The organism is Pseudomonas sp. LFS044, assembly GCF_047978245.1.
In the GTDB taxonomy this organism is placed as follows: Bacteria; Pseudomonadota; Gammaproteobacteria; order Pseudomonadales; family Pseudomonadaceae; genus Aquipseudomonas.
Window position 1 is genome coordinate 90368 of the sequence record NZ_JBFPFX010000008.1, and the last position, 14864, is coordinate 105231.

At 62.6% G+C, this 14864-nt stretch carries 14 protein-coding genes; 12 read left to right on the plus strand and 2 right to left on the minus strand.

Annotated features, from left to right (window positions below):
• Nucleotides 1-6: 6 nt before the first annotated feature.
• Entirely contained in the window at nucleotides 7-3297 is a 3291-nt protein-coding gene (rne, locus tag ACNQPL_RS08975) for a ribonuclease E (RefSeq protein WP_416466485.1), read from the minus strand.
• Between the two features lie 811 nt (nucleotides 3298-4108).
• Here rne and rluC point away from each other — a divergent pair.
• Genes rluC through ACNQPL_RS08990 form a run of 3 tightly spaced genes read left to right on the plus strand, consistent with a single transcriptional unit; the run spans nucleotide 4109 to nucleotide 6741 of the window.
• The gene (gene rluC, locus ACNQPL_RS08980) at nucleotides 4109-5065 is read left to right on the plus strand and encodes a 23S rRNA pseudouridine(955/2504/2580) synthase RluC (protein ID WP_346613715.1); all 957 of its coding nucleotides are present in this window, start codon (nucleotides 4109-4111) and stop codon (nucleotides 5063-5065) included.
• 3 nt (nucleotides 5066-5068) lie between these two features.
• The gene (locus tag ACNQPL_RS08985) at nucleotides 5069-5749 is read left to right on the plus strand and encodes an HAD family hydrolase (protein ID WP_416466486.1); all 681 of its coding nucleotides are present in this window, start codon (nucleotides 5069-5071) and stop codon (nucleotides 5747-5749) included.
• Between the two features lie 2 nt (nucleotides 5750-5751).
• Complete coding sequence (locus ACNQPL_RS08990; protein ID WP_346613717.1) at nucleotides 5752-6741, plus strand: S49 family peptidase; 990 nt, start codon at nucleotides 5752-5754, stop codon at nucleotides 6739-6741.
• A gap of 38 nt (nucleotides 6742-6779) precedes the next feature.
• Here ACNQPL_RS08990 and ACNQPL_RS08995 read toward each other — a convergent pair whose 3' ends face one another.
• A complete protein-coding gene (locus ACNQPL_RS08995; RefSeq protein WP_346613718.1) occupies nucleotides 6780-7358 on the minus strand; it encodes a nucleoside triphosphate pyrophosphatase in 579 nt (192 codons plus the stop codon).
• A 96-nt stretch (nucleotides 7359-7454) separates the two neighbouring features.
• Between ACNQPL_RS08995 and ACNQPL_RS09000 the strand changes: the two genes are divergently transcribed.
• The 9 genes from ACNQPL_RS09000 (at nucleotide 7455) to mltG (ending at nucleotide 14856) form a co-directional block, all read left to right on the plus strand.
• Nucleotides 7455-7982, plus strand: coding sequence for a YceD family protein (locus ACNQPL_RS09000; protein ID WP_346613719.1), 528 nt, complete (start codon nucleotides 7455-7457; stop codon nucleotides 7980-7982).
• A 13-nt stretch (nucleotides 7983-7995) separates the two neighbouring features.
• A complete protein-coding gene (gene rpmF / locus ACNQPL_RS09005) occupies nucleotides 7996-8178 on the plus strand; it encodes a 50S ribosomal protein L32 (RefSeq protein ID WP_346613720.1) in 183 nt (60 codons plus the stop codon).
• Nucleotides 8179-8181: 3 nt separating this feature from the next.
• Nucleotides 8182-9192, plus strand: coding sequence for a phosphate acyltransferase PlsX (plsX, locus tag ACNQPL_RS09010; protein WP_346613721.1), 1011 nt, complete (start codon nucleotides 8182-8184; stop codon nucleotides 9190-9192).
• Nucleotides 9193-9319: 127 nt separating this feature from the next.
• The gene (fabD, locus tag ACNQPL_RS09015) at nucleotides 9320-10258 is read left to right on the plus strand and encodes an ACP S-malonyltransferase (RefSeq protein ID WP_346613722.1); all 939 of its coding nucleotides are present in this window, start codon (nucleotides 9320-9322) and stop codon (nucleotides 10256-10258) included.
• A gap of 16 nt (nucleotides 10259-10274) precedes the next feature.
• Nucleotides 10275-11015, plus strand: coding sequence for a 3-oxoacyl-ACP reductase FabG (gene fabG / locus ACNQPL_RS09020; RefSeq protein WP_387527323.1), 741 nt, complete (start codon nucleotides 10275-10277; stop codon nucleotides 11013-11015).
• A gap of 203 nt (nucleotides 11016-11218) precedes the next feature.
• Nucleotides 11219-11455, plus strand: coding sequence for an acyl carrier protein (acpP, locus tag ACNQPL_RS09025; RefSeq protein ID WP_346613724.1), 237 nt, complete (start codon nucleotides 11219-11221; stop codon nucleotides 11453-11455).
• Between the two features lie 173 nt (nucleotides 11456-11628).
• The gene (gene fabF / locus ACNQPL_RS09030; protein WP_346613725.1) at nucleotides 11629-12873 is read left to right on the plus strand and encodes a beta-ketoacyl-ACP synthase II; all 1245 of its coding nucleotides are present in this window, start codon (nucleotides 11629-11631) and stop codon (nucleotides 12871-12873) included.
• Nucleotides 12873-13688: an aminodeoxychorismate lyase gene (gene pabC, locus ACNQPL_RS09035; protein WP_416466487.1), complete on the plus strand. Its 816-nt coding sequence runs from the start codon at nucleotides 12873-12875 to the stop codon at nucleotides 13686-13688. The genes fabF and pabC overlap by 1 nt, the downstream gene beginning before the upstream one ends.
• Nucleotides 13689-13692: 4 nt before the next feature.
• Entirely contained in the window at nucleotides 13693-14856 is a 1164-nt protein-coding gene (gene mltG, locus ACNQPL_RS09040) for an endolytic transglycosylase MltG (protein ID WP_416466488.1), read from the plus strand.
• The last annotated feature ends 8 nt before the right edge of the window (nucleotides 14857-14864 follow it).

A 14864-nucleotide genomic window follows, 5' to 3' on the forward strand; every position in this document is an offset into this window, starting at 1 on the left:
TGGCTATCAACCGTGATGAGGCTTGTGCTCATCGGCGGTTTCCAGCGCTGGCTCGGCGGCGGCAGCTTCCTGCGCAGCCTTGGCGGCAGCTTCGGCTTCACGCTTGCGGCGACGCACTTCACGTGGGTCGTTAGGCGCGCGGCCGTTTGCCAGCATCACGGTAGCGGCTTCGACCACGGCCGGTGTTTCGACCGGGGCGGGCTCGGCAACCACAGGTGCTACCTCGGCAGCGACAGGTGCTGGTTCGACAGCGGCGTCAGGCTGAGCTTCGACGACCGGAGCAGGTTGCTCGGCAGCCGGCGCTTGTTCGACGACAACTGGAGCTTTCTCGGCTTCACCGGCCTCGACGGCTGGCGCTTCGACCGCGGCCTCGACAGGTACCTGGGTAGCGACAACTGGCTCAGCTGCTGGGGCTTCTTCGACCACAGGCTGCGGCGCTACTTCGACCACAGGCTCGGCAGTCACTTCAACCGCGGCGACTGGCTCGCTGACCGGCTGCTCAACCACGGGCGCGATGGCAACGTCTTCAGCCTGGGCAACAGGTTCAACCTGCTCGGCAACTTGCGCAACTTCGCTGTTGTCGGTGGCAGCCGTTTCGGCGCTGGCGCGTTCGGCTTGCTGGTTGGCTTCGGCTTCGGCACCGGCACTGATGTTGCTGGTGGCGACTGCGGCGGTGACGGCCAGGCCGGCGGCCAGTTCGGCACCCAGCTCGGTAGCCTGGTGCTGTTGTGGTTGCTCCTCGCTGCCTTCTTCGTCGCTGCCGTCGATCAGGTCACCATTGGCATTGCGCTGGCGCTCACGACGGTTGCTGCGACGACGCTGGCCACGGGAGCGGCGGCGTGGACGTTCGTCATCCGAACCTTCCTGCTCGTCCTGCTGCAGCTCTTCGTTTGGCAGTTGCTCTTCGGCAAGCTCGGCAGCTTTTTCTGCGGCCTGTTCGGCTTCGAGCGGCTGACGTTCTTCGCGGGCAGGGCGTGGCTGGCGTTCTTCACGTGGGGCGCGCTCTTCGCGAGGTGCGCGTTCTTCACGTGGCGCGCGCTCTTCGCGAGGTACGCGTTCTTCACGTGGCGCGCGCTCTTCGCGAGGTGCGCGTTCTTCACGTGGAGCACGCTCTTCGCGAGGTGCACGCTCTTCGCGTGGGGCACGTTCTTCACGCGGTGCACGCTCTTCGCGAGGTGCGCGTTCTTCCCGTGGCGCGCGCTCTTCGCGGGCTACCGGTGCTGCGTCCAGAGGTTCGCGCAGTTCGCGGACGCGTTCCTCGCGGTTGCCGCGGCGGTCTTCGCGTGGCTGGCGTGGTGCGCGTTCCTCGCGAGGTGCGCGCTCTTCACGGGGTGCGCGTTCTTCGCGTGGGGCACGTTCTTCACGAGGGGCGCGCTCTTCGCGTGGCGCACGTTCTTCGCGTGGCGCACGTTCTTCGCGCGGGGCGCGTTCTTCACGTGGCTTGCGCTCTTCGTCACGACGGCCGTTGCGGTTGCGGCTCTGCTGGCGGCCGTTGCGACGCTCTTCGTTGCGTTGAGTGCGCTCGGCAGCTGGCTTCTCGGCAGCGACGACAGGCGCGGCGGCAGGCTCTTCCTTGCCTGCGAACAGGCTGACCAGCGACTTCACCAGGCCTTTGAACAGGCTTGGCTCCGGCACGCTTGGTGCTGGCGCTGCAGGCGCAGCAGGCTGTTGCTCTTCTACGGCGCTCGGTACCGGCGCATTGGTGCGCGGCGGGGCAGTCTTGACGGCAGCTTCCTGGCGAACCAGGGTGCGCGTGGCCGCCTGCTGCGGCACTTCTTCGGTTTCGGTGGCGGCGATTTCGTAGCTGGACTGGTTGTTCAGCACTTCGGGGTTGTCGTCGCGCAGGCGCTGGACTTCGAAGTGCGGGGTTTCCAGGTGATCGTTCGGCAGAATGATGATGCGCGCACGGGTGCGCAGCTCGATCTTGGTGATCGAGTTGCGCTTCTCGTTGAGCAGGAACGCGGCCACCGGGATCGGCACCTGGGCACGCACCTCGGCGGTACGGTCCTTCAGGGCTTCTTCTTCGATCAGGCGCAGGATTGCCAGCGACAGCGACTCGACGTCACGGATGATGCCGGTGCCCGAGCAGCGTGGGCAGACGATACCGCTGCTTTCGCCCAGCGATGGGCGCAGGCGCTGGCGGGACATTTCCAGCAGGCCGAAGCGCGAGATGCGGCCAACCTGGACGCGGGCGCGGTCTGCCTCGAGGCACTCGCGCACACGCTCTTCGACGGCGCGCTGGTTCTTCGCCGGGGTCATGTCGATGAAGTCGATGACGATCAGGCCGCCGATGTCACGCAGGCGCAGCTGGCGGGCGATTTCTTCGGCCGCTTCCAGGTTGGTCTGCAGGGCGGTTTCCTCGATGTCGCTGCCTTTGGTGGCGCGCGCCGAGTTGATGTCGATGGATACCAGGGCTTCGGTCGGGTCGATCACGATCGAGCCGCCGGACGGCAGGTCGACGACGCGCTGGAAGGCGGTTTCGATCTGGCTTTCGATCTGGAAGCGGTTGAACAGCGGCACGCTGTCTTCGTACAGCTTGACCTTGCTGGCGTACTGCGGCATCACCTGGCGGATGAAGGTCAGGGCTTCTTCCTGGGCATCGATGCTGTCGATGAGCACTTCGCCGATGTCCTGGCGCAGGTAATCGCGGATGGCGCGGATGATGACGTTGCTTTCCTGGTAGATCAGGAACGGCGCGGCACGGTCCAGGGACGCTTCCTTGATGGCGGTCCACAGCTGCAGCAGGTAGTCGAGGTCCCACTGCATTTCTTCGCTGCTGCGGCCAAGGCCGGCAGTGCGCACGATCAGGCCCATGTCGCCCGGCACGGTCAGGCCGTTGAGGGCTTCACGCAGCTCGTTGCGCTCTTCGCCTTCGATGCGGCGGGAGATGCCGCCTGCGCGCGGGTTGTTCGGCATCAGCACCAGGTAGCGGCCAGCCAGGCTGATGAAGGTGGTCAGGGCGGCGCCTTTGTTGCCGCGCTCTTCCTTCTCGACCTGGACGATGACTTCCTGGCCTTCGCTCAGGACTTCCTTGATGTTGACGCGGCCTTCAGGGGTTTTCTTGAAGTATTCGCGGGAGATTTCCTTCAGCGGCAGGAAGCCGTGACGTTCGGAGCCGAAGTCGACGAAGGCGGCTTCGAGGCTGGGCTCGATCCGGGTGATCTTGCCTTTGTAGATGTTGGCCTTTTTCTGCTCACGCGCACCGGACTCGATGTCCAGGTCGTAGAGACGTTGGCCGTCCACCAGGGCTACACGCAACTCTTCGGGTTGAGTTGCGTTAATCAGCATTCTTTTCATGTTGTACCGTCGGTTTCCGGGCTGCCGGAAACGGCGTTCGGCACACACGACTTCTCATGGTCGGTGCCAAGGTGCGCAAAGGGTGGCCGGGCCACCCCCGTGTCGAGCAACGTTCGGCACCAGCCGGTTGCCCAGCCTGCCGTTGTCGCGACGACGCGTCCTGTTTGCTGCGGTGCCAAGAGGCCCCTGCGGTATCTGCAGAGATATCCGAATCGATATCCGAATCAACCCAGCAGGCCTCGTGCACTCAGTCAGGAGGAGGAATCAACCGTCAGCCGTGGACGCCCGAGGGGCATCTGTTCAGGACCTTATCCGCTCGCCGGCCATTCACTGGGCCGGTGGCCGGACGCGGTGCTACACGGTCCGAGGGCTGTGCATCTCCACCCTGCACGTATCCCTGATAATTCGGGTGCTGCCGCGCGCTGAATCCGCAACGGGTTGCATTTTTCGCCAGCGCTGGTTTGGCGCTGACGCCATTCATGTCCAAGGCAGGTATTTCCGAAGTATTCGCCGTGCGTTGCGTGGAAGCGACGGGCGGGCAGAGGTACAGCGAAAAGAATCGGGTAAGCAGGTGAAACACCGCACTTGTCGTTTTTTTTCGGTCTTCTCTACACAGCGCTGGTGGCGATTCCAGGCAATTCGGTAAACTGGCGAAAACCCCGTAGGACGGCCTCGCGTCCTGCAGAATTGCGTAGGTCAGGGACCGGCTAAGGGCCTGGTGCCGCTGGCCTGCCGCTTTTGGCGGCGTTCGCGACTATAGCAGCAATGATTAAGTGCTTCAATTCCATAAAAAATTGTTATCATTCCCGCCATGACGACCAATACCCCTCCGACTTCCGGCGTGCAGCTGATCGAAGTCGCGCCGGAGCTTGCCGGCCAACGCATCGACAATTTCCTTATCACGGCGCTCAAAGGCGTGCCCAAGACGCTGGTCTACCGCATCCTGCGCAAAGGCGAGGTGCGGGTCAACAAGGGCCGCGTCAAACCTGAGTACAAGATCCAGGCCGGCGACATCGTGCGCGTGCCGCCGGTGCGCTTGCCTGAGCGCGACGAGCCGGCGCCGGTGGCCCAAGGGCTGCTGCAGCGCCTGGAAGCCGCCATTGTCTACGAAGACAAGGCGCTGATCGTGATGAACAAACCTTCTGGCATTGCCGTGCATGGCGGCAGCGGCCTGAGCTTTGGTGTGATCGAGGCGCTGCGCCAGCTGCGCCCGGACGCCAAGGAGCTGGAGCTGGTGCACCGCCTGGACCGTGACACGTCGGGCCTGCTGATGATCGCCAAAAAGCGCAGCATGCTGCGCCACCTGCACGCCGCCTTGCGCGGCGATGGCGTTGACAAGCGCTACATGGCGTTGGTGCGCGGCCATTGGCCTACCGCCAAAAAGCAGGTCAATGCGCCGCTGCTCAAGAGCAACCTGCGCTCAGGCGAGCGCATGGTCGAGGTGAATGACGAAGGCAAGGAAGCGCTGACCCTGTTCCGCGTGCTGCGCCGTTTCGGTGAGTTCGCCACTATTGTCGAGGCGCGGCCGATCACTGGGCGTACCCACCAGATCCGCGTGCACGCGCTGCACGCCGGCCACATGATCGCCGGCGACAGCAAATACGGCGATGAAGACTTCAGTCGCGAGATTCGCGAGCTGGGTGGCAAGCGCTTGTTCCTGCATGCCTATGCCCTGACCGTGCCGCTGCCCGATGGGGGTGAGCTCAAGCTGGAAGCGCCGGTGGATGAGGTGTGGGCAAAAACCGTGGAACGTCTGAGTGCGACCTGATTCATGAAAAAGCCTTATGAGCTGCTGATCTTCGACTGGGACGGCACGCTGGCCGACTCGATTGGCCGTATCGTCGAAGCGATGAATGCCGCCGCCGAGCGGGCAGGCGAGGCGCCAAGCCCTGAAGCAGCGGTCAAGGGCATCATCGGCCTGGCCCTCGGTGAAGCTATCTCGACCCTGTATCCTCACCTCGATACCGTGCAGGTCGAAGCCTTCCGTCAGCACTATGCCAACATCTATATGGCGCTCGATCAGCAGCCTTCGCCGCTGTTCGAGGGTGTGGTCGAATCGCTGGATGCCTTCCGGGCCGAGGGCTATCGCCTGGCGGTGGCGACCGGCAAGGCGCGCCGCGGGCTCGACCGGGTGCTCAAGGCTAATGGGTGGGAGCAATTCTTCGACATCACTCGGGCTGCCGACGAAACCCGTGGCAAGCCGCACCCGCTGATGCTCGAGGAGATCCTCACGCACTGTGGCGTCGAACCTGGCCGAGCGGTGATGGTCGGAGATTCGGCGTTCGATCTGCAGATGGCCAGCAATGCCGGTATGCATTCGGTGGCGGTGGGTTATGGGGCCATGTCGCTTCAGGCATTGTGCGAATTCGGTCCGCAAGTGTGCATCGATCATTTTTCCCAGCTGCGCGAGTGGCTGGGTGGTTCTGCGCAAATCCAAATCCAAGGTAGGTGAGCATGGCTGAAGAGTGGAAGGCACCTGAGTCTGAACCCGAAGAGCGCGAAGAGCGCAAAAGCTGGAAGCTGCTGGAGAAGACCCTGCTGGCCGGTGTCCAGGAGCAGCGCCGGGCGCGGCGCTGGGGGATTTTCTTCAAGCTGCTGACCTTCGTCTACCTGTTCGGCATGTTGGCGCTGTTCCTGCCGTTCACGGACATGGACAAGGCCGCCTCGCGCAGTACCAACCATACGGCGCTGGTAGAGGTGCGCGGGGTTATCGCCGACCAGGAGGCCGCCAGTGCCGACAACCTGGTCAAGAGCCTGCGCGAAGCGTTCAAGGACCCCAAGACCAAAGCGGTGATCATGCGTATCAACAGTCCGGGCGGCAGCCCGGTGCAGGCGGGTTACGTGTATGACGAAATCCGCCGGCTGCGCGCCGAGTATCCGGCTATCAAGCTGTATGCGGTGATTGCCGACCTGGGTGCGTCTGGCGCTTATTACATTGCCAGTGCGGCCGACGAGATCTATGCCGACAAGGCCAGCCTGGTGGGCTCCATTGGTGTGACCGCGGCCGGTTACGGTTTTGTTGGGTCGATGGAGAAGCTGGGTGTCGAGCGGCGTACCTACACCGCGGGTGAGCACAAGGCGTTCCTGGATCCGTTCTCGCCGGAGAAGCCGGAAGAGCGTGCGTTCTGGCAGGGTGTGCTGAATACCACGCATCAGCAGTTCATTGCCATGGTCAAGCAGGGCAGGGGTGATCGCCTGAAGGATAAGGAGCATCCCGAGTTGTTCAGCGGCCTGGTGTGGTCTGGCGAGCAGGCCAAGGCGCTTGGCCTGGTGGATGGGCTGGGCAGTGCCAGCTACGTGGCGCGTGAGGTTGTGGGGGAGAAGGAGCTGGTCGATTTCACCGTTCAGGAATCGCCGTTCGATCGCTTCTCCAAGCGCATTGGTGCCAGTGTGGCGGAGCATCTGGCCCTGTACATGGGGCTTCAGGGCCCCACTCTGCGCTGATATGCGTTATGGGGCCGCCAGTCGGCCCCATCTTTATATCAAGGGATCACCACGCCCTCTGCGGTCAGCATATCCACCAGCCGAATCAGCGGCAGGCCGATCAGGCTGGTGGCATCGCACCCGTGGGTGCTCTTGAACAAGCTCACGCCGAGCCCTTCGGCCTTGAAGCTACCTGCGCAATCGAGCGGCTGTTCTGCGGTCACGTAGCGCTCCACCCGCTCCCGGTCCAGTTCCCGCATCGTCACGGTAAACGGCACGCAATCGACCTGGCATTGCCCTGTGGCGCTGTTTAGCAGCGCCAGGCCGGTCAGAAAGGTAACTTGCTGCCCGCTGGCCTCGAGCAACTGCTCGCAGGCGCGCTCAAAGCTATGGGGCTTACCGAGGATCTGTTCACCCAGTACCGCGACTTGGTCGGAGCCGATGATCAAGTGCCCTGGATGGCTGCTGGCCAGTGCTTCGGCCTTTTGCTGTGCCAGGCGCCGCACCAGTGCCGTGGCGGGCTCGTTATCCAGGCGCCGCTCGTCTAGATCGGGGCTTGCGCAGGTAAAAGGCAGGCGCAGGCGTGCGAGCAGTTCGCGCCGATAAGGTGAGCTGGAAGCCAGCAGCAAAGGCAGCATGGTAGACTCCTGTTGAAGTAACCCAAATTCTAACATGCAAGATGCCGCCTAATTTCCTTTGACAGAGGCGGGGGGCATCCCTAGAATGCTGCGCCTATGTTGAATGACCCGATTCCACCTCACGTTGACCCGCGCAAATTAGCCGATCGTGGCGTAACCCTTAATGGTTCGCTGCAACTCGCTGATTTGGAAAGACTCTGCGACCCGCTTTCCGACAATGTCGGTACGGTGCAGGCGAAGTTCGATTTTGAACGAGACGAACAGCACGTTGTGGTTATCCACAGCGAACTGGATGTCGAAGTCAAAATGGTTTGCCAGCGTTGTCTTGAGCTGGTCACCCTGCCGATTCACAGCGAATGTTCATACGCTGTGGTGAAGGAGGGTGCGAATACCCAGTCGTTGCCGAAAGGCTATGACGTGCTGGAACTGGGCGAAGATCCATTGGATCTGCAGGCCTTGATCGAGGAGGAGCTTCTGCTCGCCTTGCCCATTGTGCCTGCTCATCATCCGGAAGAATGCCAGCAGCCGGCGGGCGCAGACGAGCCCGATTCGAGCAAGGACGAGGTATCGCGGTCCAACCCGTTCAGTGTTTTGGCGCAGTTAAAGCGTGACCCAAACGTTTAGGAGTTAATCAATTATGGCTGTTCAGCAGAACAAAAAATCCCGCTCTGCCCGTGACATGCGTCGTTCGCACGACGCCCTGTCGGAAAACGCACTGTCGGTAGAAAAAACCACCGGTGAAATGCACCTGCGTCACCACGTTTCGCCAGAAGGCGTATACCGTGGTCGCAAAGTGATCGACAAGGGCGCTGACGAGTAATCCTTGTCCGCTCAGATCATCGCGATCGACGCAATGGGCGGGGACTTCGGTCCCCGCAGCATTGTCCAGGCTAGCATTGCCTGCCTTTCGGCTACCCCCTCGCTGCACCTGACCCTCGTCGGTCAACCCTCCCTTCTGGAAGATCTTGTCAGTGGCCTTGCGGCTACGGATCGCGCACGTCTGCAGATTGTTGCGGCGAGTGAGGTGATCGGTATGGACGAGCGGCCATCCCAGGCGTTGCGCGGCAAGCCGGACTCGTCGATGCGCATTGCCCTCGAGCTGGTGCGTGATGGCAAGGCTCAGGCCTGCGTCAGTGCCGGCAATACCGGTGCACTGATGGCGCTGTCGCGCTTTGTGCTCAAGACCCTGCCGGGCATCGATCGGCCGGCCATGGTGGCGGCTATCCCGACCCAGGCGGGTTACTGTCAGTTGCTCGACTTGGGTGCCAATGTCGACTGCAGCGCCGAGAATCTCTACCAGTTCGCCGTGATGGGCTCGGTGGCCGCCCAGGCCCTGGGTATTCATCGGCCGCGGGTGGCGTTGTTGAATATCGGTACCGAGGACATCAAGGGTAACCAGCAGGTCAAGCTGGCCGCCACACTGCTGCAGAATGCACGCGGCCTCAACTATGTCGGCTTCGTCGAAGGTGATGGCCTGTACCGCGGTGAAGCGGACGTGGTGGTGTGCGACGGCTTTGTCGGCAATATCCTGCTCAAATCCAGCGAAGGGCTGGCGACCATGATCGGCGCCCGCATCGAGAAGCTGTTCAAGGGTGGTGTGCTGGCGCGTGCTGCCGGGGCCATGGCCATGCCGTTGCTCAAGCGCCTGCAGGCCGACCTGGCGCCGGCGCGGCACAATGGTGCAAGTTTTCTCGGGTTGCAGGGTATCGTCATCAAGAGCCATGGCTCGGCCGGCGTGCAGGGGTTCCAGAGCGCCATTCAGCGCGCGCTGATCGAGATCCAGGAAAACCTGCCGCAGCGCCTGCATGGGCGCCTTGAAGACCTGTTGCCTTAGGCATTTCGCCGATGAAGTGCTTAAATGTGACCGCTTGGTCTGTGTTTCCATCCAAGTTTTCAGATTCTGCGTCCAGCCTCGGGCTCGGCGCACCCTATCCGACGACAAGATCATAAGGGCTTGTTCAATGTCTGCATCCCTCGCATTTGTCTTTCCCGGTCAAGGTTCCCAGTCGCTGGGCATGCTCAATGAACTCGGCGCCGAGAAGCCGGTAATCGTCGAGACCTTCAAGGAAGCGTCCGAAGCTCTGGGCTACGACCTGTGGAAGCTGGTCCAGGAAGGGCCGGAAGAGCAACTCAATCAAACCGACAAGACCCAGCCGGCGATCCTCACTGCCTCCATCGCGCTGTGGCGCCTGTGGCTGGAGGAGGGCGGCGCGAAGCCGGCCTTCGTTTCCGGCCACAGCCTGGGTGAGTACAGTGCGTTGGTCGCGGCTGGCAGCCTGTCGCTCAAAGATGCAGTGAAGCTGGTCAAGCGCCGCGGCGAACTGATGCAGGAAGCCGTGCCTGCCGGTCACGGTGCGATGGCCGCGATTCTTGGGCTGGACGACGCTGTCGTTGTCGATATCTGTGCCAAGGCTGCCGAAGACGAAGTGGTCAGCGCAGTGAATTTCAACTCGCCAGGCCAGGTCGTGATCGCCGGTAACAAGGCGGCGGTAGACCGCGCCATGGCGCTGTGCAAAGAGGCCGGTGCCAAGCGCGCGCTGCCTCTGGCGGTCAGCGTGCCGTCGCACTGCGCACTGATGAAGCCGGCTGCCGAGCGTTTTGCCGAATCGGTCAACGCCATCGAATGGAAGGCCCCACAGATTCCGGTGGTGCAGAACGTCACCGCCGCCATCGCCGCCGACCTCGATGCGCTCAAGCATGACTTGCTAGCGCAGCTGTACCAGCCGGTACGCTGGGTCGAATGCGTGCAGACGCTCGCCGCAAATGGCGCGGTCAACCTGGTCGAGTGCGGCCCGGGCAAGGTGCTGGCTGGCCTGAACAAGCGTTGCGCCGACGGCGTGACCACCTACAACCTCAATACCCCTGACGCCGTCGCCGCCACCCGCGCGGCGCTGGCCTGAATTTGGAGAAGCTTGCATGAGCCTGCAAGGTAAAGTTGCACTGGTTACCGGCGCCAGCCGTGGTATCGGCCAGGCCATCGCCCTTGAGCTGGGCCGCCAGGGCGCGACCGTGATCGGCACCGCCACCTCGGCCTCCGGTGCCGAGCGTATCGCCGCCACCCTCAAAGAGCACGGCATCACCGGTACCGGCATGGAGCTGAACGTGACCAGCGCCGAGTCCGTCGAAGCGGTGCTGGGCGCCATTGGCGAACAGTTCGGTGCGCCGACCATTCTGGTCAACAACGCCGGCATCACCCGCGACAACCTGATGCTGCGCATGAAGGACGACGAGTGGTTCGACGTGATCGACACCAACCTGAACAGCCTCTACCGTTTGTCCAAGGGCGTGCTGCGTGGCATGACCAAGGCGCGTTGGGGTCGTATCATCAGCATCGGCTCGGTCGTTGGTGCAATGGGTAACGCTGGCCAGGCCAACTACGCGGCCGCCAAGGCGGGCCTCGAAGGCTTCAGCCGCGCGCTGGCGCGTGAAGTGGGCTCGCGCGGTATCACCGTCAACTCGGTAACCCCGGGCTTCATCGACACCGACATGACCCGCGAACTGCCAGAAGCTCAGCGCGAAGCGCTGCAGACCCAGATTCCGCTGGGCCGCCTGGGCCAGGCTGACGAAATCGCCAAGGTGGTTTCCTTCCTGGCGTCCGACGGCGCAGCCTATGTCACCGGCGCTACTGTGCCGGTGAACGGCGGGATGTACATGTAATACTGCAACTCAATGTGACGGATTGCTTAAAAAAAGAGTCATACTCCGAGCCTAAAATCCGTTATAAAGCTGCAACCAGATTCCGGACAGAGGGTCGGGTGACTGAACTGAAGGTGTGTTCCGCTTGAAAAGCGAACGTCTTTCTATAAACTTGGTCACCGGCCAGCTGCCTGACATATGTCCATTAGGAGTGAAAACTAGGTATGAGCACCATCGAAGAACGCGTCAAGAAAATCGTCGCCGAGCAACTGGGCGTCAAGGAAGAGGAAGTGACCACCGAGAAGTCCTTCGTCGATGACCTGGGTGCCGATTCGCTTGACACCGTTGAGCTGGTGATGGCTCTGGAAGAGGAATTCGAGACCGAAATCCCTGACGAAGAAGCCGAGAAGATCACTACCGTTCAAGCTGCAATCGACTACGTCAACAGCCACAAGGCCTAAGACGCTGTAGTCGTCGCTTCTTGACGAGAAAAACCGCACTGCCTTTACCGGCGTGCGGTTTTTTCTTTGCGAACGCCCTGCGTCGATCTGCGGGCTTCGAGAGCCTGTTGCCATTTCATTCCATTGCCTGAATGCAATGGCAAGAGACTCTGTTATTAGAAAAGGAGAGTACTGTGTCGCGTAGACGCGTCGTGGTCACCGGTATGGGTATGCTGTCGCCACTGGGTACCGATGTACCGAGCACCTGGCAGGGCATTCTGGCTGGCCGCAGTGGCATTGGTCCGATCGAGCACACGGATCTGTCTGCCTACTCCACCCGTTTTGGCGGCTCGGTGAAGGGCTTCGAGGTTGAGCAGTACCTGTCGGCCAAGGAAGCTCGCAAGCTCGACCTGTTCATACAGTACGGCTTGGCGGCCGGCTTCCAGGCAGTGCGCAATGCTGGCCTGGAAGTCACTGACGCCAACCGTGAGCGCATCGGCGTGGCCATGGGTTCGGGCATTGGTGGCCTGACCAACATCGAAGAAACCAGCCGTACCTTGCACGAGCAGGGCCCGCGGCGTATTTCGCCGTTCTTCGTGCCGGGTTCGATCATCAATATGATTTCCGGTTTCCTGTCGATCCACCTGGGGCTGCAGGGGCCGAATTACGCCATTGCCACGGCCTGCACCACCGGTACGCACTGCATCGGTATGGCCGCGCGCAACATCGCCTACGGTGAAGCGGACGTGATGATCGCCGGTGGCGCCGAAATGGCGGCCTGCGGTCTCGGCATGGGCGGCTTCGGAGCTTCGCGCGCGTTGTCGACCCGCAACGATGAGCCAATGCGTGCCAGCCGTCCGTGGGACAAGGGCCGTGATGGCTTCGTGCTGTCTGACGGCGCCGGTGCCCTGGTGCTCGAAGAGCTGGAGCACGCCCAGGCTCGCGGTGCGACCATCTACGCCGAGCTGGTCGGCTTCGGCATGAGCGGTGATGCCTATCACATGACTTCGCCACCCGACAGCGGTGAAGGCGCTGCCCGCTGCATGGCCAACGCCCTGCGTGACGCCGGCGTTCAGCCAAATGAAGTCAGTTACATCAATGCCCACGGTACCTCGACCCCGGCTGGTGATATCGCCGAAGTCGCTGCGATCAAGCGTGTGTTCGGTGACCACGCCTACAAGCTGGCAGTCAGCTCGACCAAGTCGATGACCGGCCACCTGCTGGGCGCCGCTGGCGCGGTAGAGGCGATCTTCAGCGTGCTGGCAATCAACAGCCAGATGGCGCCACCGACCATCAACCTCGATGAGCCGGATGAAGGGTGCGACCTCGACTTCGTGCCGCATCAGGCGCGCAGCATGCCGATCGACGTGGTGCTGTCCAACTCGTTCGGCTTTGGTGGCACCAACGGCTCGCTGGTGTTCCGCCGGTTCGCCGGTTGATGCACAGCTGGATCGACGGCCAGCCTGCGACTGCAGTCAACCTGCAGAACCGCGGCCTGGCCTATGGCGATGGCCTGTTCGAGACCATCGCTGTGCGCAATGGCCAGCCCAGCTTGCTGGATGGCCACTTGGCGCGCCTGGCGCTGGGTTGTCAGCGCCTGGCAATCGACGCCGACCTGGCATTGGTGCGTGACGAAATTCTGCGCTATGCCAGCCAGCTCGGCGACGGTGTCGCCAAACTGATCCTTACCCGCGGCGACAGCCAGCGTGGCTACGCCCCGGTTGCCGGTGCCGCGCCGCGCCGTATCCTTCAGGGCAGCCCACTGCCCAGCTATCCTGCCGAACACGCAGAACACGGCGTGCGCCTGTTCCCTTGCCAGACCCGGCTTGGGGAACAACCCCTGCTGGCAGGCCTCAAACACCTCAACCGCCTGGAGCAAGTGCTGGCCCGTGCCGAATGGCAGGACAGCGAACATGCCGAGGGCCTGATGTGTGACGGGCAGGGCAGGGTGGTCGAAGGCGTGTACAGCAATCTTTTCCTCGTGCGCGACGGCGTTCTGCTGACCGCCGAGCTCAGCCGCTGCGGCGTTGCCGGTGTGATGCGCGGCGCCTTGTTGCAGCAAGCTTACGCACTGGAAATCCCGGTGCAGGTGTGTGACTTGCCATTTGCAGCACTGGAGCAGGCAGACGAAGTGTTTCTCTGCAACAGTGTCTATGGCGTTTGGCCTGTGCGGGCATTTGCTGCGCTGAACTGGTCGCCGGGCCCGCTCACCCGTAAACTGCAGGCCGTTGCCCGTACGTTACTGGATACCTGAATTCGTGAGACGCAAATTCCTGCTGCTGCTGGAAATGGGGTTGATCCTGGCCGGCCTGGCTTTGGGCTGGTCGGCCTGGAAGGTCAACTCGGTGCTGGAGCAGCCGCTGCACGTGACGCAGGAGCGCCTGCTTGACGTGCCCAACGGCACCAACCCCAACCGCATGTTCTACCGCATGCAGAACGAGGGGTTGCTCGATGACGCCTTCTGGCTGCGCTTGTACTGGCGCTTCAACATGGCTGGCACGCCGCTGAAAACCGGCGAATACCGCATCACGCCTGGCATGACCGTGGAAGACCTGCTCGATGCCTGGCGCCGCGCTGACGTGGTGCAGTACAACTTGACCCTGGTCGAGGGCTGGACTTTCCGTCAGGTCCGTTCGGCGATCGCCAAGCACGAAAAGATCAAGCATACCCTCGACGGCCTTTCCGATTCGGAGGTCATGGACAAGCTCGGCCATACCGGGGTGTTCCCGGAGGGGCGCTTCTTCCCTGATACCTACCGCTTCGTGCGGGGCATGACGGATGCCGAGCTGCTGCAGCAGGCCTACATGCGCCTGGATGAAGTGCTGGCCAAGGAATGGGCCGAGCGCACCACCGACCTGCCTTACCGTGACCCTTACCAGGCGCTGATCATGGCGTCGTTGGTGGAGAAAGAGACCGGTATCCCCCAGGAGCGCGGCCAGATTGCCGGCGTATTCGTTCGTCGCCTGCGGCTGGGCATGATGCTGCAGACTGACCCTACGGTGATCTACGGCATGGGTGAGCGCTACAACGGCAGGATCACCCGCGCCGACCTGCGTGAGCCGACCCCGTACAACACCTACACCATCAGTGGTCTTCCGCCAACGCCGATCGCCATGGTCGGGCGCGAGGCTATCCACGCTGCGCTCAACCCGTCCGATGGCACCAGCCTGTATTTCGTCGCCCGTGGCGATGGCAGCCATGTGTTCTCCGACGACCTTGACGATCACAACTCGGCGGTGCGCGAGTTTCAGCTCAAGCGGCGGGCCGACTACCGCTCCAGCCCGGCACCCCAGGTGCAAGAGGGGGCCGAGGAGGCGCCGGCTGAAGCGCCCCCCGCGCCGAGCGAACCTTCTACAGACGACCCGGCACCGGCCAGCGAACCCGCCCCGGCCGAAACGCCGGCGCCTGACGAACAACATTAAGGACTGCC